The sequence below is a fragment of the Hymenobacter properus genome, assembly GCF_015694735.1.
Lineage (GTDB): Bacteria > Bacteroidota > Bacteroidia > Cytophagales > Hymenobacteraceae > Hymenobacter > Hymenobacter properus.
Genome location: NZ_JADQDP010000003.1, coordinates 773634 through 793224 on the forward strand (window position 1 = coordinate 773634; position 19591 = coordinate 793224).

15 protein-coding genes are annotated in these 19591 nt (G+C 59.9%); 2 read left to right on the forward strand and 13 right to left on the reverse strand.

Annotation, left to right across the window (positions count from 1 at the left end):
* Positions 1-102: 102 nt before the first annotated feature.
* From I2I01_RS15225 to I2I01_RS15235, 3 genes are all read right to left on the reverse strand, one after another.
* On the reverse strand, positions 103-2547 hold the full coding sequence (locus I2I01_RS15225; RefSeq protein ID WP_196287328.1) for an efflux RND transporter permease subunit: 2445 nt from the start codon (positions 2545-2547) through the stop codon (positions 103-105).
* Positions 2548-2682: 135 nt separating this feature from the next.
* The gene (locus I2I01_RS15230) at positions 2683-6138 is read right to left on the reverse strand and encodes a DUF7948 domain-containing protein (protein WP_196287329.1); all 3456 of its coding nucleotides are present in this window, start codon (positions 6136-6138) and stop codon (positions 2683-2685) included.
* A 123-nt stretch (positions 6139-6261) separates the two neighbouring features.
* A complete protein-coding gene (locus tag I2I01_RS15235; protein WP_196287330.1) occupies positions 6262-7767 on the reverse strand; it encodes a glycine--tRNA ligase in 1506 nt (501 codons plus the stop codon).
* A gap of 170 nt (positions 7768-7937) precedes the next feature.
* Between I2I01_RS15235 and I2I01_RS15240 the strand changes: the two genes are divergently transcribed.
* Entirely contained in the window at positions 7938-8150 is a 213-nt protein-coding gene (locus I2I01_RS15240; protein ID WP_317196897.1) for a GIY-YIG nuclease family protein, read from the forward strand.
* Between the two features lie 167 nt (positions 8151-8317).
* Positions 8318-9721: an inorganic phosphate transporter gene (locus tag I2I01_RS15245; protein WP_196287331.1), complete on the forward strand. Its 1404-nt coding sequence runs from the start codon at positions 8318-8320 to the stop codon at positions 9719-9721.
* A gap of 189 nt (positions 9722-9910) precedes the next feature.
* On the opposite strand, the gene I2I01_RS15250 is transcribed toward I2I01_RS15245, so the two are convergent.
* The 10 genes from I2I01_RS15250 to I2I01_RS15295 form a co-directional block, all read right to left on the reverse strand.
* Entirely contained in the window at positions 9911-10396 is a 486-nt protein-coding gene (locus tag I2I01_RS15250; protein WP_211537973.1) for a hypothetical protein, read from the reverse strand.
* Between the two features lie 194 nt (positions 10397-10590).
* On the reverse strand, positions 10591-11085 hold the full coding sequence (locus I2I01_RS15255) for a DUF4385 domain-containing protein (protein ID WP_196287332.1): 495 nt from the start codon (positions 11083-11085) through the stop codon (positions 10591-10593).
* A 1074-nt stretch (positions 11086-12159) separates the two neighbouring features.
* Positions 12160-13794 (reverse strand): Ig-like domain-containing protein, encoded by a 1635-nt coding sequence (locus I2I01_RS15260; protein ID WP_196287333.1) that lies wholly within the window; start codon positions 13792-13794, stop codon positions 12160-12162.
* Entirely contained in the window at positions 13778-14065 is a 288-nt protein-coding gene (locus I2I01_RS15265) for a hypothetical protein (RefSeq protein ID WP_196287334.1), read from the reverse strand. The genes I2I01_RS15260 and I2I01_RS15265 overlap by 17 nt, the downstream gene beginning before the upstream one ends.
* Positions 14065-14970: a methyltransferase domain-containing protein gene (locus I2I01_RS15270; RefSeq protein ID WP_196287335.1), complete on the reverse strand. Its 906-nt coding sequence runs from the start codon at positions 14968-14970 to the stop codon at positions 14065-14067. Before I2I01_RS15270 ends, I2I01_RS15265 begins: the two co-directional genes overlap by 1 nt.
* Positions 14971-15201: 231 nt before the next feature.
* Positions 15202-15561 carry a hypothetical protein gene (locus I2I01_RS15275; protein ID WP_196287336.1) on the reverse strand — a complete coding sequence of 120 codons (360 nt, stop codon included), beginning with the start codon at positions 15559-15561 and terminating at the stop codon, positions 15202-15204.
* Positions 15558-17426 carry a tRNA uridine-5-carboxymethylaminomethyl(34) synthesis enzyme MnmG gene (gene mnmG / locus I2I01_RS15280; protein ID WP_196287337.1) on the reverse strand — a complete coding sequence of 623 codons (1869 nt, stop codon included), beginning with the start codon at positions 17424-17426 and terminating at the stop codon, positions 15558-15560. The genes I2I01_RS15275 and mnmG overlap by 4 nt, the downstream gene beginning before the upstream one ends.
* Before the next feature lie 215 nt (positions 17427-17641).
* On the reverse strand, positions 17642-18376 hold the full coding sequence (locus I2I01_RS15285; RefSeq protein WP_211537974.1) for a GNAT family N-acetyltransferase: 735 nt from the start codon (positions 18374-18376) through the stop codon (positions 17642-17644).
* Between the two features lie 91 nt (positions 18377-18467).
* Positions 18468-18965, reverse strand: coding sequence for an rRNA maturation RNase YbeY (ybeY, locus tag I2I01_RS15290; RefSeq protein WP_211537975.1), 498 nt, complete (start codon positions 18963-18965; stop codon positions 18468-18470).
* A 16-nt stretch (positions 18966-18981) separates the two neighbouring features.
* Positions 18982-19428, reverse strand: coding sequence for an ATP-binding protein (locus I2I01_RS15295; RefSeq protein ID WP_196287338.1), 447 nt, complete (start codon positions 19426-19428; stop codon positions 18982-18984).
* Between the last annotated feature and the right edge of the window lie 163 nt (positions 19429-19591).

Below are 19591 nucleotides of genomic sequence, written 5' to 3' on the forward strand. Positions count from 1 at the left end.
CGCAGCCGAAACATCTCGCTCGCTTCGTTGCAATCGCCTCGATTACTGCTGCACGCGAGATGCTTCGGCTGCGCTCAGCATGACGTTCTGTTTTGTTAAGCTTTAGATAGAGTAATCGCCTTCGTAATCAGAGGCTTTATGCATTTCTTTAAGGTTCAGGTCGATATCATCGTCCTCCTCGTGGTACGACTCATCGTAGTGCCGAATGAGGGCGTTGGTATCCGTGTCACCCTTGCCGTGCTCAAACGTCACCAGCAGCGAAGGCAACAGAATCAGGTTCGAGAAGTTCGTTATCAACAACGAAGCCGACATGAGCATTCCCAAGGCCTTCGTGCCGCCGAACTCACTGAAGGCGAAGATGCTGAAACCCACGAATAACACGATGCTCGTGTATATCATGCTGGTACCGGCCTCGCTCAGCGTCACCGAAACAGCTTCGCGCACCCGGCCACCGTTCAGGGCCATTTCCTGGCGGAATTTGGCTAGCAGGTGAATAGAATTATCGCCGTCGATGCCCAGTGCAATCACGAAAATCAAGGCCGTGCTGGGCTTGAGGGCGATGTTGAAATAGCCCATGATGCCGGCCGTGAGAATCAGCGTGACGGCATTGGGGATGAGCGCAAAAAGCACCGTTTTGAACGAGCGGAACAGGATGAGCACCACCAGCCCCACCAGCCCGAAGGCCATGAATAGGCTGTCGCGCAGGGTATGAATGACGTATTCGTTGCCCTTGGTGAAGATGATGGTCGTGCCCGTGGGCCGAATGTCCATGCCCGTTCCTTTGAAGATGCGGTTCATCTCCGGAATAATTTTCGTGTTCATCAGCGTGTCCAGGTTCTGGGAACCGATGTCCGCGATTTTCAGGCTGATGCGGGCTTTCTGGCTGGTGCTGTCGGCGAAGGAGCGCAGCAGCTTGCTGTTCATGCCCGCGCCGCCGGCGGAGTTGCCGGAATTGGCCAGGGCGCTGAGGATGAAGTTCTTTTCTGAGTTATCGGGCAGGCGGTAGAATTCTGGATTGCCATTGTAGAAGGCCTGGGTGCTGGCCTTAAGAAACGTAACCAAGCTCACGGGTGGCGACAGCTCCGGCTGCGTGCGTAGGAACTTCTCAAACTGGTCTATTTTCTCCAGGTTTTTCAGCTTGAACAGGCCTTTTTTCTTGTGGGTGTCCACCTCAAATTCCAGCGGCATCACGCCGTGGAAATGACTCTCGAAGAAGGCCAAATCGGAGTTCACCGAGCTTTTCTTGGGCAAATCATCCACCATGTACGACACGGCCTCGATGCGCGAGATGCCGATGGCCGCGCCCGCCACCATCACCAGCGCCGCGATATAGACGGTGGGCCGGCGCTCCAGCACGAGGTGGTCGAAAAACTCCAGGAGCTTGGTAAGTGGCGCGGCGTCGAGGTGCTCCAGCTGCTTGGGCGTGGGCGGCGGCAGGTAGGTGAACACGGCCGGAATCAGGATGAAGCTGATGACGAAGGCCGCGAAAATGTTGATGGTGGCCACCAAACCAAACTGGTAGAGAATGGCGATATCCGTGAAGGCAAACACGATGAAGCCCACGGCCGTGGTCGTGTTGTTCATTAGCGTGACGAGGCCGATTTTGCGGATTACCCGCGTCATGGCCAGCATCTGGTTGCCGGATTTGCGGTAGTCGTAGTGGTAGCGCGAGAGTAGGTAGGTGCAGTTCGGGATGCCGATAACGATGATGATACTGGGAATCAACCCGGTAAGCAGGTTGATTTTGAAGCCTAGCAGCACAATCGAGCCGATGCACCAGATAACCGTGACGCCCACCACAATGAGCGGAAACAACACCGCCGACCATGTACGGAAGAACACCAGCAGCGTAATCCCGGTCACAATCATGGCCAGAATGGTGAAGAATTTCATCTCCCCGGCCACTTTGCTCGTCATGGTGGAACGCACGTAGGGAAGACCGGCGTAGTGCAGCTTGATGTTGGTTTTCTTCTCAAACTGCGCCGCAAAGCCCAGGATGTTGTTCATCACCGCCTGCCGCTTTGAGGAGTTCAGGTATTTCGGGTCCATCGTGAGGGCCAGTAGCGTGGCCCCGGTGCTGGGGCTGATGAGCTGGCCCTTGTAGAACTCCACGCTGTTCACCACCCGCATCAGGCTGTCGAGTTCCGCCTGCGAGTGAGGCGGGTTGCGGAAGATGGGCGCCGCCTTGAAGCTGTTGCTGGACGTGTCCTTGCTGATGTTGAGCAGCTTGCTCACGCTGAGCACGCCGCTCACGCCCTGCACCTTGGCCAGCGTATCGGTCAGCTGACGGAACTCATTGAAGTTGCCCAGCTTGTAGATGGAACTATCCTGCAGGCCGATAACCAGCACATTACCATCCTCGCCAAACGTGCGCTTGAACTGCCGAAAATACACCATGTCGGGGTCCTGTTCGCTCACCACCTGGGCAAAGTCGTAGGTCATTTCCACGTCCTTGGCCTTGTAGGCCATGAAGACGGTGATGGCGGCCAGCACCGCCACCAGCGACAGGCGAAACCGGATGATAAAGACGGCAAGTTGTTCCCACATAATATCCTGCTAAAGAGGCAAAGTTACGTACGCGCAACGCGGGCCGCTTTCAAGGCCAGAAGCGCAGGCCCAAAAACAAAACCGCTCCCGGCGAAGGCCGGGAGCGGTATGGCAATCAGGGTAGCATGAAACGGGTTATTTCACGACTTCAACCCATCCTTTCCAACTTTCGCCGGTGGCACTCACGAGGCGGTAGTAGTACACGCCGGGCGCAAGTTCGGCATCGGCGCCCCAGCCGTCGGTGTAGTTGGCTTGCTCGAACACCTTGCGGCCCCAACGGTTGAAAATTTGAATGTTCACCTTCTCCGTGGTCACAAACGGGCGGAACGTGTCGTTTTGCTGGTCGCCGTTGGGCGTGATGATATTGGGCAGGTCGAAGCCGCGCACGGGCACGGGCACCAAAAGCGACGCCTCGCAGCCCGGGCCGTAAATGGCCGTCAGGCGGGCCTGGTAGCCGGGTTGGGGGTTGGCCGTGGCGTATATGTGCGAGGGGTTCACTTCGGTCGAAGTGGGCGAGTTGTCGCCAAAGTCCCAGCGGTAGTTGGTGGCCCCGGTGGTGGTGGTGAACATCACCGGCTTGCCCACCAGGTTGGGGGCGCTGGCAGTGGCGGCCAGCACAGGCGCCAACGGAATGGTGAACTGCACCGAGTCGCGGCCTACGCAGCCCGTGACGCTCACCACACGCACCAGGTAGCGCACGCTGGCCGTGGGGCTCATCGTGATGCTGCGGCCTGTGAGGGTGGGCTGGCCGGACGCCGTCCAGGTGTAGGTGGCGCCGGGGCCGGCGTCAGCCACGGAGAGGGTGGTAGCGGTGCCGGGGCAGATGGTGCGGGGCGGCCCTGCCGATACCACCAGGCGCGGAATCACGCGCACGGTCACCGTATCGGTGCCCGCGCAGCTGCCCAAGCCGGCCGGGGAGGTAGCCGTCACGGTGTAGCGGGTGGTGGTGGTGGGCTGCACCGTCACGCTGGCACCCGTGAGGGTGGGCTGGCCCGGCGCCGTCCAGGTGTAGGTGACGTTGGGCATGACTGGGGCCAGGTTGGTGGCCGAAAGCGTGATGGATGAATTGATGCAAATGGTTTGGCGACTGGCCGGGGCCACGCGCGGCTGCGGCACGGCATACACCGTCACGGTATCTACGGCAGTCACACTTTGCAGGCAGTTGTTCACGTCAAACACCGTGAGGCGCACGGGGTAGCGGCCGGGCTGGGTGTAGGTGGTGGTGGCGTTGTTGGCCTGCGTAGAGGTTTGGCCGTTGCCGAAGTTCCAGAGGGTGCTGGTGCCCGTGGCGGCCGGCCGGTTGAAGTAGAACGTGGCCGGGGCGCACAAGCTGGCCTGCCGGATGGAGCTGGTGGCAGTGAGGGCAGGCACGAAGTTGGCGCTTAGCTGCAGCACGTCCATCTTAAACGCCACATTATTCCAAGAGCTCGAATTATTGGCTGATAAGGCGTTAGGGGTGGTCAGTACCGGCGTGCCGCTGCCCACGCACATCGATTGATAGATGATGCCGCGCTTATCGAAACGCGAGGTGCCGCCATCCACATGGCAGCTTCCATTGCCAAAATACGTCCCATACACTAGCGTTTGGGCATTGGCCGATAGCTGCCCAAGGTAGAAATAGCCCGAAGGGCTGATGGTCGTCGAAGAAGTGCCCCCACTTATCGCACCCAGGATGGCGTTGGAAGTGGTGGGCATGTTGCTTTGGGGCGTCCAGCCCGAGAATAGGATTTGCCCGCAGTTATCGACCAGGAAGGCCGTAGGCGACAAGCAGGGTGAAGCGCTAGCCCCGTTGCCGATAACGGTTGAGAAAATACCTGAAGTCAGTCGGGCATTGAGTTTTTGAATGTATTGGCGGCTTCCCGGGTTGGCATAAACCCCCGCTGAAACCGGATAAACTCCCTCCGTTTGGCCAAAAGCGTACACTTCGCCGTTTCGGTTAAGCTGTACAAAGTGCACCTGGTCGTAAGCGGAAGTTCCCAAATAAGTGCTCTGCACCAGGTCATCGCCGGCCGCCGAGATGCGCGACACAAAGCCGTCGGCCGTGCCGCCATGGTAGGTGCTTCGGAAGCCGGCCTGCACGCCCGGAAAGTTGGGGCTGGACGTGCCGCCGCCCACAAACACGTTGTTCACGCTGTCGAGCTGCACCGAGTAGGCCGCGTCGGCCCCGGAACCGCCCAAGTAGGTGCTCCAAATAAGATTGGTGAGCGTGGCGTTAAGCTTGCACACCACGCCATCGCTCACCCCGCCGCCGCTCGTCGACTGAAAAATAGCGCTGGTAACCGGGAAGTTCGTCGACGACGTCATCGAGGCTATGAAGATGCTGCCGTTCCGGTCAACCGTCACGTCGCCGCGGTATTCATCGCCATAGTTTACCCAGAGTGCTGTATTGCTCCTGCTAATCTGGCCGTCAACACCACTGCCGCCCAAAAACGTGGAGCCCACCAGCCCCGAGCCGGCTGCGTTAAGCTTGGTAAGCACAATGTCGGTTCCGCCCAGGCTCGTATCGTATGCCCCGGTGGTGGTGGGGTAGTTGCCAGAGTTGGTGGTGCCCAGCACAATCAGGTTGTTGTTGCGGTCCACCACCATGCTGTGCGGCCAGTCGCTGCCGCTGCCGCCGATGTAGGTGGCGTACACCTTGCTGGCCGGCCCCGTGGCCGCCGCCGGGTTGTATTTGATGATGCCCATGTCGATGCCGCCCGAGTTGAAGGTGGCATCGTAGGCGCCCACGCTGGTGGGGTAACCGGCGCTGTGCACGTCGCCCCCGGCGTAGAGGTTGCCCAGCGAGTCGTAAGTGGCCGTGTAGCCGTAGTTGCTCGCCGTGGAGCCCGTGTAGGTGGAGTATACCAGCACCGGGTCAATCACCAGGGGCAGGGCGCGGTTGTAGCCCTCCGGCAGCACAAATTTCACCGTGTTTTTGGTGGCCAGCACGTACTCGCAGGCTACCCGCTGGCGCCTGCCGTCCACCAGCTGGTAGGCATAGGGGCGCTGCTCCACCACCGTGCCCACCGTGGTGCCAATGTTCAGCGCGCCTTTTACTATCTGCAGCTTGGCCTGGCCGTCATAGCGCAGGGCAATGCGGCCGGCATCGGCCCCGACGCCTACTTCAAAGTCGTACTCCAGAGCCTGCTCTTTGCTGTAAAAATGCAGGTCGATGCCGGGATAAAGCGCCTGGTAGCGTACCTCACCGTAGGTGGGCACGTTACTGGCCCAGCGGCTCTTGTCATTCCCCAAAAAGTAGTTGTTATAACCGGGCTGCCTCGCTTCGCCGCTCACCGCGGCCTGCGTGTTGGCGCCTACAAACGTGGTAGAGTAGGCGTGGCCCTGAATGTGTTCCTTGCCCGAAGGCTTGGTCGGGCTGTGATGCAGTTCGTCGGCCTTCTTGCTGTCGTAGAGCACGTGCAGCAGGCGGGCGTGCTCCATGTAGAGGCGGCCGGCCGCCACGTCGGCGGCAAACAGGACGGGTTTTTCCCATTGGTTCCGGTTGGCCACAAACTCGATGGCGCTAGACGGGGGCGGGCCCACGGGCGCTGGGGTTCCCGCCGCGGCAGGCAGTGAAGCCAGTAGCAGCCCCAACTGTAAGGTAGTTTTCAAATGCATAAAAAAGGAAAAGGATGAAAAAAGCCAGTGAATCCGGCAAGCAATAAGCTTACCGGATTCACTGGCTCAGGCTAGTTCAAATGAATTTTAGTTGAACTTTTTTATTCCGTTCGCCTTTTACGCCAGCTGCTCAAAAATTCGGCGCGGGCTCACTGCCTCGCCGATGTACTGGCGCAGCTCCGAAATGGCCATGCGGGTTTGCTCGCGCGAGTCGCGGTGGCGCACGGTCACGGTATTATCCTCCAGCGTCTGGCCGTCCACCACGATGCAGAAGGGCGTACCGATGAGGTCCTGGCGGGTGTAGCGCTTGCCGATGGCGTCGCGCTCTTCCAGCACCAGGCGGAAGTCGTACTTCAGCGCGTCGAAGATTTCCTGGGCCTTTTCGGGCATGCCGTCTTTGCGCACCAGCGGGAAGATGGCGGCCTTCACCGGGGCCAGGGCCGGGTGCAGCTTCAGGAACGTGCGGGTTTTGGTTTGCTGGGCTTCGCCCTCGCCTTCGGTTATGGTTTCTTCCTGGTAGGCGTTGCAGAGCGTAGCCAGGAACAGGCGGTCGGCGCCCACCGAAGTTTCCACTACGAAGGGCACGTAGTTGCCGTAAGCTTTGCCGGTGGCGGGGTCGATGTCGGCGTCGAAGTACTGCTGCTTTTTGCGGCTCAGGTTCTGGTGCTGGGTCAGGTCGAAGTCGGAACGGGAGTGAATGCCCTCGATTTCCTTGAAGCCGAAGGGGAATTCAAACTCGATATCGACGGCGGCCTTGGCGTAGTGGGCCAGCTTGTCGTGGTCGTGGAAGCGCAGCTTGGCGGCGGGCAGACCAATGGCCTCGTGGAAACGGCGGCGGGCGGCCTTCCAGGTGTCGTACCACTCGCCTTCGGTGCCAGGACGCACGAAGAACTGCATCTCCATCTGCTCAAACTCCCGCATCCGGAAGATGAACTGGCGGGCCACAATCTCGTTCCGGAAGGCCTTGCCAATCTGGGCTATGCCGAACGGCACTTTCATGCGGGCCGATTTCTGCACGTTCAGGAAGTTCACAAAGATGCCCTGGGCCGTTTCGGGGCGCAGGTACACGGGCGGCGCGTCGCCGTCCACGGCCGAGCCTTGGGTGGAAAACATCAGGTTGAACTGGCGCACCTCGGTCCACTTGCCGGTGCCCGATACGGCGCACTTGATGTCTTCGTCGATGATGAGTTGGCGCACGCCAGCCAGGTCGTTTTCCGTGAGCAAGCGGCCCATTTCGGCCGTGAGGGCGGCACCGCGGGCGGGGTCGCCGGCCTTCTCGTACTCGGCGGCTTTTTCTTCGAGCAGCACGTCGGCGCGGTAGCGCTTCTTGCTGTCGAGGTTGTCAATCATGGGGTCGTTGAAGCCAGCCACGTGGCCGCTGGCTTCCCAGGTGCGCGGGTCCATGAAAATGGCGGCGTCGAGGCCCACCACGTTGCCGTGCAGCTGGGTCATGGCATCCCACCACAGGCGCTTGAGGTTGTTTTTGAGCTCCACGCCGTTGGGGCCGTAGTCGTACACGGCGGCCAGGCCGTCGTAGATTTCCGAGGACTGGAACACGAAACCGTATTCCTTGGCGTGGGCCACGATATCTTTTAGTTGTGCGGGTTCTGCTGCTGGGTTCATGCCCGCAAAAGTAGGCCGATGCGGCTGAAGCTGAAACTTGTGCGTAGAAGGCGCGCCGGCGTCTGTCATCCTGAGCGCAGCGAAGGACCTTACCACGTCCGCACATTCAACGATGGCCTACTACGTTTACATTACCACAAACCCGGCCCGTAATCGGTGTCACTAATAATCTGCGGCAGCGCTTAGCGCAGCATTTCCAAAATCGGGGCACCCCCGAAACCTTTGCTGGAAAGTATTTCTGCCACAATCTCATTCATGCTGAACAGTACGCCGACATAGATGCTGCAATAGCGCGCGAAAAGGAGTTAAAGGGGTGGACCCGCGCTAAAAAAGAAGCATTGATTGCATCATTGAATCCCAACAGAGAGTTTCTAACAATTTAATAGCAAACCTGATACACTGATAATGCACACAGCGCAAACTTGGTAAGGTCCTTCGCTTCGCTCAGGATGACAAGCGGGCGCGTCACAATTCGGTAACATATCCACAGTCAGCCCTATTCCTACCTTTGACGCATGATTTCAATCAATTTCCCACAAAACCGCCTTTTATGTTTGGTTTAGAACCTCACGTGCTTCTGCTTCTCGGCATTTGCCTGCTGGCCGCCTGCGCGTTCGAGTTCGTGAATGGCTTCCACGACACGGCCAACGCCGTGGCCACCGTTATCTACACCAACGCCCTGCGGCCCTGGGTGGCCGTGGTGTGGTCGGCTTTCTGGAATTTCATCGGCGTATTCGCCGGCGGCATCGGCGTAGCAATGGGCATCATTTACCTACTGCCCGTCGAAACGCTGGTCGACCAGAACGTGTACCACGGCATTGCCATGGTGGGCGCGCTCATCCTGGCCGCCATCATCTGGAACGTGGGCACCTGGTACTACGGCATTCCGGCTTCCAGCTCGCACGCGCTGATTGGGTCGATTCTGGGCGTGGGCATTGCCTACTCCCTCCTGCCCGAGTCGAAGGGCGCGGCCGTGAACTGGAGCAAGGCCGGCGAAACCGGCATTGCCCTGCTGGTGGGCCCGCTGCTGGGCTTCGCGCTTACCATCGGCCTCATGTTTTTGTTCAAGCGCTTTGTGCGCAGCAAGGCCATCTTCAAGGAGCCGCACAAGCGCAAGCCCCCACCCCTCTGGATTCGCCTTACCCTTATCACCACCTGCACGCTGGTGAGCTTCTTCCACGGCTCGAACGACGGCCAGAAGGGCGTGGGCCTGGTGATGCTGATTCTGATTGGCATCGTGCCCTTCCGCTTCGCCCTCGACGAAACCAAAAACCCGCTCGACCTGCGCCAGTCGCTCACCAAAATCGAGTACGTCATCGGCCGCGTGAACCGCGCCGACCTCAGCCCCAACGACCAAAAAACCCTGGCCGACATCCAAGCCAAAACTGCCGACCTCGACCGCATTTTCGAAGGCAAAACCGACGTGAAGCAGCTGCCCCAGCAGGCGCGTTTCGAAATCCGCCGCGACGTGCTGCTGCTGGCCAACCAGTCGAAAAAGCTACTGGCCTCGCCTAGCGTGAGCCTCAGCACCCAAGACCGCGGCACCTTTGACGCGGCCACCAAGGAGATGAAAACCTTCACCGACTACGCCCCCTGGTGGGTGCTGCTGATGGTGAGCCTCTCGCTGGCCGTGGGCACGATGATAGGCTGGCAGCGCATCGTGAAAACCATTGGCGAGCGCATCGGCAAGGAGCACCTGAGCTATGCCCAGGGCGCCAGCTCCGAGCTGGTGGCCGCCGCCATGATTGGGGTGAGCACGCAGTTTGGCCTGCCCTCGTCCACCACGCACGTGCTCACGTCGAGCATCGCGGGCAGCATGGTGGCCAGCCGCGGCGTCAAGAACATCAACCCCGGCATGGTGCGCAACATTGCCTTGGCCTGGGTGCTCACACTGCCCGTCACGGTGGTGCTCTCGGGCCTGCTGTTTCTGCTGTTCCGCGCCGTGCTTGGCTAACAGCCTTCAACCCAGCTAAACACAAAAAAGGCGACCCGATGTGGGCCGCCTTTTTTATTGCTCGTCAAATGGGGGAACGCGAAACTCCTTTTGAAGCAAGCATCCGAAAGCGTGGATAAGCCCCCTGCTTTTAGTTACTTATCCACTTATCCACAGCAAAAACCTGGGTAAATGTGGATAAAGTCGGCCTTACTTGGGCCACTGCACTTCCATGTCGTCGTTGATGAACACGCCGAAATTGACGAACTGCAGTTCGCCTTCTTCGAAGTATAAGTCAATCATCGACTTCTCGTAGGACAGGCGCACTGCCCCTTCTTCCATGGTTTCGAGTTCGGGCGTGGGCTGGTCGTGGCGCGCCATGATGGCCTTCACCTGGTCGATGCTCAGGCCGTAGATGGCCTCGCCGAAGAGGCGCATGTTGGGGTTGTCGGTTTCGATGCAGCTCAGGCGGAAGTCGTCTTCGCGGTCGAAGTAGAGCGAGAGCAGGTAGTCTTCCTCGTGGTAGTTCCAGGCCTGGTGCTCGAAGTCGTCGTCATCGTCCGACTCTTCAATTTCCTCGGGCTCGCCCACGAGGGTGCGCACTTCGTCCATGGTGGCGCCGAAGCGCAGTGGGCCCATGCCGGTGCCCAGAATGATTTCGTTTTCCTCGATGCTGGAGGATTGTTGGGTGTTCATGGGGTTGGGGTAAAGGATGGTAAGCAAAGGTAGGCAGGGAGGTTGGGTGTTCACTAGGCCGCGCCTGTCATCCTGAGCGCAGCGAAGGACCTTACCACGTCAGTAGCGTTTACTGACAGTTTACTCAAACGTGAGAAGGCCCTCCGCTGCGCTCAGGATGACAGATGTGCCACTTTACCCACAGACTTATCCCCCTATTTCCCGTATTTCTCAATAAACGCTTCCTTCTGCCGCAGGTACTCCGGGTGGGTTTTGGCTTCATCCCACTTGCGCTTGAATATGGCGGCGGCTTCCACCTTATCCACATCGGGGTGAGCGGTGCGGGGCAATTCGGCCCGGCCGTGGGCGCCGCTCTGGCCTTTCTTGTCGTCGGGCACGGGGCCGTCGTATTTCTTGCCGCCTTTGTGGTTGGCGTAGCGCCGGGCCCGGGTAAAGCCCATTTGAATGAATTTGCGGGCCATGTCGGCCCCCACAAAATCGCGAGCTTTCAAATAAGCTTCAAACAGGCCGTAAATTGTTTCGGACGACTCCCGGGCTGCCGCGGCGTCTTTGAAGCGCCAGTGCGGCAGAATTTCGCCCTTGTATGGCTGCACGAGCAGTACGCCCTGCTCACCCCGGCCCACACGATATAGCTCGGGGTGCTGGCGGAAATCGGTGGTGTGGAAATCGAGGGTATAATCGAACGGCATGGGCTTGGCGGAAATGTGGGCATGACTATTCTACGCACTTTTCCACAAAGCGGGAGGGATAAGAGGGGCGGAGGGCGCTTTTTCAGCCGGGCGAGTGGGTTCGGTTTTTTGGCCGGGAGCAGAACGGGGTTTGGGGCGCAAGATTTCTGGCCGTGTTTCAAACGCTTGGTGCTGGCTCAAGCCCAGACCTGAGAAAATGCTTGAGGCGCGCTCTGAAACCTTGAGGCGGGACAAAACGCTTGAAGCGCGTTCCAAACCTTTGATTCAGGTTTTCCCCAGTCTTACTTTTTAATTAAATTTTTTTTCTAAAAAACCTTTTTGTTTCCACTCATTAGGTCCGTTGATAAGTGGAAAAGCCCGCGGGGTTATCCCCAGCGTGGAAAACGTGGGGGAAACGACGGCCTTATCCACGCAATATCCACCGGCATTGTGGAAAATAAAGCACTGGTTATCTAAAGGTTAATTCATTTTTCAACATCTCCACCAGGTTTCCACATTTTTCTATCTCCGCCGAAACTCCTGGTGTGAAAAGGGCTTGTGGCCTGGGGAAGTTATCCACGGTTATCCCCGGGGAAAATGCCCTGTATAGGCGCTGAAAGCACCAAAAAAACTTGTGCCCCATTTATCCCCGGCTTCTCCCCATGTTTCCCCCAGGTTATCCCCGAAATTTCCCACAAGCCCAAACCGCTGTGGAAAAGCCCGTGGAAAACCCGTGGATTAGTGGTGGATTAGCGGTAAAAAAGGCCCTCAGTAACTGGAATCCAACTTTGGTTATCCACGCAGCCGGGCTACGGCGTAAGATTTTTAGGTTAAAGCGGCTTCCGGGGGAATGGCAAGCGCCGAATTTTCAGTCCGCGTCCCCACGCCTTTTGCGCAGCTGCGAACAGTGCGGGGGCGCAGACTACAAAGCCTGCGCTATTGTCTGGCTTATCTTCCGAAGCCAAAACCACCCGAATGGTACCGCTAGTTGGCCGACGACATACACCACGCCAAAGCCCCGGCCAAACGGCCCTCAACGAAGAGGAACCGCCCTGCCGGGGCTCAGGAAAAAACGTCGGGAAAGAGGCGCTGGGCTTAGAATGTGAGGGGCTCGATGATGTCGAAACCGGCCCGGACTTGCTGGGGCTTGGGGTCGAGGTACACCGGCTCGGGGGGGAGCAGCAGGTTGGGGTCGCCGCCGCGCCAGCGGCCGTCGCCGTCGGCATCGATGAGCACACGCAGAAGGTAGGTGCCAGGCTTGATGTCGGAAAACAGGTACTTGCCCTTGGGCGAAGCCAGGCTGGCCACTACTTCAAATTTAGAATCGAGGAGCTGTAGCTCATAGCTCTTTTCCTTGGTGGTGATGGTGCCCGACAAGCTATTGGACACGTCCTGCTCGCTAATGCCGAGACGCAGCGGGCGCAGGCGCAAGCTCTGGCCCGTGATGGCACTGATGGCCGTGCTATCGAGCACGATTTCGAGCCGGTTTTTAGCCTTGCTATTGAAGCGCACGGTTAGCTCGTCGCGGTTGGGCCCGAGGGTGCCATCGGCGGGCAGGCGCAGGGGACGGCGCTTGGTTGAGTCCTCGATGAGGGTGCCGAAGGGCTTGCCGCTGGCCACCCGCACCGGCACCGTGAATTTGAAACGGACCTGGCCTTCGGGGTACACACTCCGGGGAAGGCCTTCTACGCTATACAAGGGCGGGTTGACCACTTTTTTGGCCGTGGCGGGCGGCACCGGAAATTTTACCTGCAGGGTGTCGTAGCCCACATTGCCCGTGCTGTCGGCCATGGTGAGCAGGTAGCGGCCATCGCCCACCTCCGGCGTTTTGAAAAGCACCAGCGTGCGGCCGCGCTCGGTGAGCTGGCTGGCTTCGGCCAGGGCCGCAGGCGTGGGGCCGGCGCCCAACGAAGTCAGCGCGGCCGTGCGCAAGGCCTCGTTGAAAGCCAGGCGCAGCTGAGTGGGGCTGGGCGTGCGGGTGGTGAGCAGTGGCGGGCGCCGGTCGGGCTGGGTGAGCACGAGGGCCACGGGCGCACCCGCACGGCCGGCAATGGTGATGGGGGCGGGCAGGTAGGCAATTCGCTCGCCGTCGTCGTAGCGGCCGTTGTTGTTCTTATCGCCCAGGGCGTAGATTTTGTAGGTGCCGTCCTTCAGGAAGCCCAAGCTGAATTTGCCTTCCTTGTCGGTAAGCGCGGTGTAGTAGGGCCGGCCGCGGCGCACGCCGACGGTGTCGGTGGCACGGTAGAGGCCGATGCTGGCTTCGGCCACGGGCCGGGCCGTGAGCAGGTCGGTGACGGTGCCGCTCACCCGGCCCGAGTCGAGCACGGCCCCGGTGCTGAAATTGAGCACCGCATTCTTAGCGGGCAGCCCCTCGGTGATGTCCACCACACCGTCGCGGAAGTTGAAGCTGTAGGTGGTGTTCGGGTCCAGCGGCTTGTCGAAAAGCAGCGTGATGGAATTACGGTCTTCGCGCAGCTTGTAGGGGTTGTCCTCGGGCAGTTGGGGCGTAATGAGCAGGTTTTTGCTCAGGTCCTTCGTCACCACGGGCTCCGAAAACTCGAGGCGCACAAATTTCTGGCTCACGTTGCGGGCCGCGCTATCGGGCGAGCTGCTGATGCGGCGCGGCGGAATACGGTCGCGCGGGCCGCCCAGGGGCGGGGCCACGGCGGCGCAGCTTTCAAGCAAAGCAAGCAGGGCCAGCGAGGCCAGCAGTTCAGCGCGAACGGACATTATAGAGCAGGAGCGTGGAAAGCGTGAGAATAACAATGGCTGCCCCGATGCGCCATGCCAGCGGGCGCGTCACGGCATCGCTCGGCTCGGCGCTAACGACCGTGGCCGTGCGGGTGGTATCAACCACAAAGGTCGGGGCCAGCTTGCGCACCGAATCGGGGGGCGATGAAGCCGCGGGCGGCGTGGCGGGCACGGTTTGAGCGCGGGCGACGGGCAGCAGGCACACGGCCAGCAGCAGCCCCCTCCCCCATCGACCGGCCGCGCGCCGCATCAGGCCGCCGGGGTGCGCCGCCCGGCCACGTAGAGCAGGCTGGAGTACTGCCCCTCGTGCTGCTCGGCATATTGGTTCGACTTGTAGCCGGCCTTGAGCACCGTGAGCAGGCCGCCGGCGCGCTCGTTGCGGTGCTTTTCGCTCAGCATGCTCACGTAGTAGGCATCAAGCGGCATGGGCAGCGTTTGGCGGATGGCCAGCTTGTGCTTCTTGAGCAGCTGGGCCATGGTTTTGGGAGCGAAGTGGTAGAGGTGGCGGGGCACGTCGTAGGCGGCCCACAGCTCGCGGTAGTGCTGGGCGTCGAGGCTTTCCACGTTGGGCACGGCAATAAGCAGCACGCCGTCGGGCTTCAGCAAAGCCACCAGCTGGGCCAGGGTTTCATTCAGGGTGTGCACGTGTTCGAGCACGTGCCAGAGCGTAATCGCATCGAACGTTCCGGGCTGAAACTGTACCAGGCTTTCCTGCCCGATGGGCTGCCCCAAGCGCTGGCTGGCTTCCTCGCGGGCGCGGGTGTTGGGCTCGAGGCCGGCCACCTGCCAGCGCGCGGCCTTGGCGGCGGCCAAAAAGTGGCCTGTGCCGCAGCCGTAGTCCAGCAGCTTGCCCCGGCGCGGCGCCAGCTTGTTTAGCAAGCTCACCTTGCGGCGCATGGTGAAAAACCGCGCCACCTTGTAGGCCTGGTTCACGAAGCCCTGGGCCGCGCTGTTATGCGACACGTAGGCGTCCGACTCGTAGTATTTGCCGATTTCGGCCTCATTGGGCCGTGGGTTGGTGAACTGGAAGCCGCAGCCCGCGCACTGCACAATGGCGAAGCTCTCGTGGCTCACCGTGCGGTCTTCCACCACCAGCTTGTTCTTAAAGTCGGTTTTGCCGCACACCGGGCAGGCCTCTAATCGTTCGTAGGACACAGGCAGATGTTCAGACTATAAGCAAAGCAGCCCGCTGCAAGTCGGGCTGCTGTTTGTGTTGTACCAGCAAAAATAGGCTTTTAAGGCTACAGTAAGGCAGCGACCTGAATTACGGCCGACGGTCAATCACTTTTCGCTTGTTATTCCGAGGTTGCGATTGGGCAAGTTGGAAAGCGAATCAATTCGGTTCGATTGGATTCGCCAGAGCGAGTCGGCGCGGTCAGAATCGATTCATTCGGGGCTGCCCGGCGGCGGCTCGCCCACTGAGCTGCCGATTCCAAAAAGCACTGTTACCGGAAACATCGTTACCATGCAAAGCCCCAGGCCGAGACCAGCCCACAGCAACCAGACCAAGGCTGCGCTCCAGCGTCGGTGCCATAATTGATGCACCATGACCACAAGGGCTAGCAGCCCTTGCATCAGCAGCAACGCCCAGCAAGCCAGCGCCAGCCAGTGCAGCCAAAAGTGATGTTCGGCAGACTGAAAATTGAAAAACAGCCAAATCAGCAGTCCGCACAAACCAAGCCCGTTGAATAGGGCCGTCCAAAACAGGAAGCGGGACCAGCGACTGCCCCCCGTTTCAGTTTTCATCGGCCCAAATACACCATCAGCACCGACACGTCAGCCGGCGAGATGCCGCTAATGCGCGAGGCCTGCCCTATGGTTTCGGGCTGAATGCGCAGCAGCTTTTCGCGGGCCTCGTGCGAGAGGGCCGGCATGGCGCGGTAGTCGAGGCGACCCTGAATCACGAAGTTTTCCAGCTCCTGCATGCGCTCGGCCTGCTGCTGCTCCTTCTGCAGGTAGGTTTCGTACTTTATGTTGATGATGGCCTGCTCCAGCGCCTCGGCGTCGTAAGCGGCCAGGGCTTCGTCCAGCGCAGGCAGGGCACGGCGCAGGTCGGCCAGCTCCACGTTGGGGCGGCGCAGCAGGTTCACAGCGCGGGTTTTTTCGTGAATTTCGGCCGAGCCCAGTTCCACCATGAGCGGATTGATTTCGGCCGGCTCAATGGCGAATTTCTGGAACAGCGCGCCCACTTCGGCGGTCTGAGCCTCTTTCAGCCGCACGCGCTCCAAACGCTCATCCGAAGCCAGGCCCAGCTCGTGGCCCAGCGGGGTGAGGCGCAGGTCGGCGTTGTCCTGGCGCAGCAGAATGCGGTGCTCGGCGCGGCTCGTGAACATGCGATAAGGCTCGTCGGTGCCTTTGTTCACCAGGTCGTCGATGAGCACGCCGATGTAGGCCTCGCTACGCTTCAGCACGAAGGGCGCCTTGCCGTGCACTTTGTTGTGCGCGTTGATGCCGGCCATCAGGCCCTGGCAAGCAGCTTCTTCGTAGCCCGTGGTGCCGTTAATCTGGCCCGCGAAATAGAGGTTCTGCACGCGCTTAGTTTCGAGCGTAAGCGCCAACTGCGTGGGCGGGAAAAAGTCGTACTCGATGGCGTAACCGGGACGGAACATTTTGGCGTTCTCGAATCCTGCGATTTCGCGCAGTGCGCGGTACTGCACATCCTCGGGCAGCGAACTACTGAAGCCGTTGATGTAGCATTCCACCGTGCTCCAGCCTTCGGGCTCCACAAAAATCTGGTGCCGGTCCTTGTCGGCAAAGCGGTTGATTTTGTCCTCCACGCTCGGGCAATAGCGCGGCCCCAGGCCCTTGATGCGGCCCTGGAACATGGGCGACTTCTCGAAGCCCTCGCGCAGGATGTCGTGCACCCGCTCGTTGGTATAGGTGATGTAGCAGGGGCGCTGCTGCGTAAGGCGCGGTGTATCGAGGTAGGAGAATTTGCTGGGCACCTCATCGCCGCCCTGCATCTCCATTTTGGAGTAATCAAGGCTGCGGCCGTCCACGCGGGGCGGGGTGCCCGTTTTCATGCGGCCCGATTCGAAACCCAGCTCCACTAGTTGCTCAGTGATGCCGCGGCTGCCCTTCTCGGCCGCGCGGCCGCCACCAAAATTCTTCTCACCGATGTGGATGAGGCCGTTCAGGAAGGTGCCATTGGTGAGCACCACCGACTTGCCCCGGAACTCGATGCCAAGCTGGGTTTTCACGCCCACAACCGCGTCGTTTTCCACCACAAGGCCGGTCACGGCTTCCTGCCAGAAATCCACGTTGGCGATGCCTTCCAGCGTCAGGCGCCACGCTTCGGCGAAGCGCATGCGGTCGCTCTGCGCGCGCGGGCTCCACATGGCGGGGCCCTTCGAGCGGTTCAGCATCCGAAACTGAATCATGGTCTGGTCGGTGATAATGCCCGACTGGCCGCCCAGCGCGTCGATTTCGCGCACAATCTGACCTTTGGCCACGCCGCCCATGGCGGGGTTGCACGACATCTGGGCGATGGTGTTCATGTTCATCGTCACCAGCAGCACTTTCGAGCCGAGGTTAGCGGCAGCGGCAGCAGCTTCGCAACCGGCATGGCCCGCGCCCACTACAATGACGTCGTATTCTTCTTGCTGAAACATATAGCGTAGCGTCTCGCGAAGGTTAAAAGTTGAGTTTCGCCAAGGCGATAAAAGCTAGAACCAAGCTTTGCGAAACTTGATTTCAACTTGACGAAACCTTGCGCGAAAAAATGTCGGCCGCGCATTGACAACTACAAATTTACGCAATTCGCGCCCGACGGCCGTTTCACGTGAAACGACTTGCGGGTCTCAAACTTCACGTTAAGGCCAGTGACTTAGCCGTTGCCTACCCCACCCTGCCAGTCCTCGGGCAGCCATTCGGCCAGCAGTTCGGCCGAATGAGCGTTGACCGTTTCCCAATCGAATGGCAGCCAGTAGCCCCGCACGTTGTCGAAAACCTCGGTGGCTCCGGCGCAGGCAAACAGCTTGTAGTCGAATTTCGGGTAGCCATGCACCAGGTAGCCAGGGTAGTAATAGTCGAACCCCAGGCGGCGGGCGCACTCGGTTTTGAGCAGCATCAGGTACTTGCCGAGGCTGTGCTGCCGGTAGGCTGGGTCGTAGAAATTGAGGATGCCGGCCAGGGTGCGCTCGCCGCAGTCGAAGACGCCAGCAGCTATCAAGCGCCCCTCGTCGCGCAACTCAATGACCTGGGTATTGAAGACATTGTGGGCTTCGCCGCCTAGCAGCACGGCTTCTATCGTGGGGGCCGCGTCGAAGTTGATGGAGGCGCGGTAGCGGGCGTATAGCCCTTCGTATTCCTCGGTGAGGCGGAACGGGCGGACGGTGGCTACAAACCGGGCATTGCGACGCAGCAGCCGGCGCTGCTCCGGGCCCCAAGCCACGCGGCTCAGGTCGAGCCGCAGCCAGTGGGTCGTGTAGAGGCGGCCCGCGAAGGGCACGAAGTGGCAGGTAAACAGCTCCTGCTGCATGCGGTAGTAGCCCTGGGCGAGGTAAAAATCCAGGGCATCGCCGCGAATAATGGGTTGCTCGGCAGAAGAGGACGCAGACATGAAAAACGGACAGGTCTAAAATCAGAACGTCATGCTGCGACAAGCGCAACATGACGTTCTATCAATCTTAAATCAGCAAACAAAGGCCGCGCTAAAAAGTGCGCAACGACAGGCAGTCATCTTCTTTTTTGCGCATGGCCGTTTGGCTCAGCAGGTCTTTGTCGTGGTAGCCGAGCAGGTGCAGCACGCCGTGAATCATGACGCGGTGCAGCTCGTCGCGGAAGCTGATGCCGAGGTCCTGGGCGTTGTCGCGCACGCGCTCCACGCTGATGAAGATGTCGCCCTCCAGGATATCGGCGTCGTCCGAATTGTCGAAGGTGATGACGTCAGTCAACGTGTCGTGGTCGAGGTACTCCACGTTAAGCCGGTGCAGGTAGTCGTCGGAGCAAAAGATGTAGGTGAGCTGCACGATGCGGTGCTCGTGCACCCGCGCCACGCGCTCAATCCAGCCAATCAGCTCCTCGGCGTCCGACAGCTCAAACTCGGGCACGTCTTCCACCATGAACTCGATGCCGGGGGCCTCGTGGTGGAGCTCGCCGGGCGGGAACGACTCGTGGTGGGGCGGGCCCATCGGCGGGGTGCTCATCATGGCAATTCAGGCAGCTTTAGGCGGCAATATGGTCGGCAGTCGAGGCTTCGCCGGTAGGCGCGGACGCCAGCTGGAAGGTGAGCAGCACGCGGCGGCCCTCCTTGCTGAACTCCACCTCATCGGCCAGATGGCGGATGAGGAAGATGCCGCGACCGCCGGGGTTTTCCAGGTTTTCGGGGGCCGTGGGGTCGTCGAGGTTGTCGTAGTTGAAGCCCGTGCCCTCGTCTTCGATTTCGAATTTGAGCTGCTGGGGCTCCACGTACAGCGACAGGTACACGTTCTTGTCCTTGTCGAACTTGTTGCCGTGGCGAATGGCGTTGTTCACCGCTTCGGTCACGGCCACCATGATATTGCCGTAGATATCGTCCTCAATCTGAAAGGTATCCTTCGAGTTATCGATGAAACTTTCGACCACGCGGATATTCTCGACGAGCGACGGAATCTGAATTTTTACCTGCTTCATAAGGCGGTTTACTAGGAAGGGCGGCGGCAAGTTAAGCGGGCGGCAAAAATAGTCTTTTAAATGGCAAACCGCCACAAGAATTTACGCCGCCCAGCTGGAAAGGATTTGGGCAGATTGCTAAACAGTTAACGAAAGGCCGGCCAATTTGGATGAGCCGGCTGCC

Excerpts from the sequence above, each read along its gene's own strand:
- I2I01_RS15225 (WP_196287328.1), bottom strand. The coding sequence starts at position 2,547 with ATGTGGGAACAACTTGCCGTCTTTATCATCCGGTTTCGCCTGTCGCTG.
- I2I01_RS15235 (WP_196287330.1), bottom strand. The coding sequence starts at position 7,767 with ATGAACCCAGCAGCAGAACCCGCACAACTAAAAGATATCGTGGCCCAC.
- I2I01_RS15245 (WP_196287331.1), top strand. The coding sequence starts at position 8,318 with ATGTTTGGTTTAGAACCTCACGTGCTTCTGCTTCTCGGCATTTGCCTG.
- I2I01_RS15250 (WP_211537973.1), bottom strand. The coding sequence starts at position 10,396 with ATGAACACCCAACAATCCTCCAGCATCGAGGAAAACGAAATCATTCTG.
- I2I01_RS15255 (WP_196287332.1), bottom strand. The coding sequence starts at position 11,085 with ATGCCGTTCGATTATACCCTCGATTTCCACACCACCGATTTCCGCCAG.
- I2I01_RS15260 (WP_196287333.1), bottom strand. The coding sequence starts at position 13,794 with ATGTCCGTTCGCGCTGAACTGCTGGCCTCGCTGGCCCTGCTTGCTTTG.
- I2I01_RS15265 (WP_196287334.1), bottom strand. The coding sequence starts at position 14,065 with ATGCGGCGCGCGGCCGGTCGATGGGGGAGGGGGCTGCTGCTGGCCGTG.
- I2I01_RS15275 (WP_196287336.1), bottom strand. The coding sequence starts at position 15,561 with ATGAAAACTGAAACGGGGGGCAGTCGCTGGTCCCGCTTCCTGTTTTGG.
- mnmG (WP_196287337.1), bottom strand. The coding sequence starts at position 17,426 with ATGTTTCAGCAAGAAGAATACGACGTCATTGTAGTGGGCGCGGGCCAT.
- I2I01_RS15285 (WP_211537974.1), bottom strand. The coding sequence starts at position 18,376 with ATGTCTGCGTCCTCTTCTGCCGAGCAACCCATTATTCGCGGCGATGCC.
- ybeY (WP_211537975.1), bottom strand. The coding sequence starts at position 18,965 with ATGATGAGCACCCCGCCGATGGGCCCGCCCCACCACGAGTCGTTCCCG.
- I2I01_RS15295 (WP_196287338.1), bottom strand. The coding sequence starts at position 19,428 with ATGAAGCAGGTAAAAATTCAGATTCCGTCGCTCGTCGAGAATATCCGC.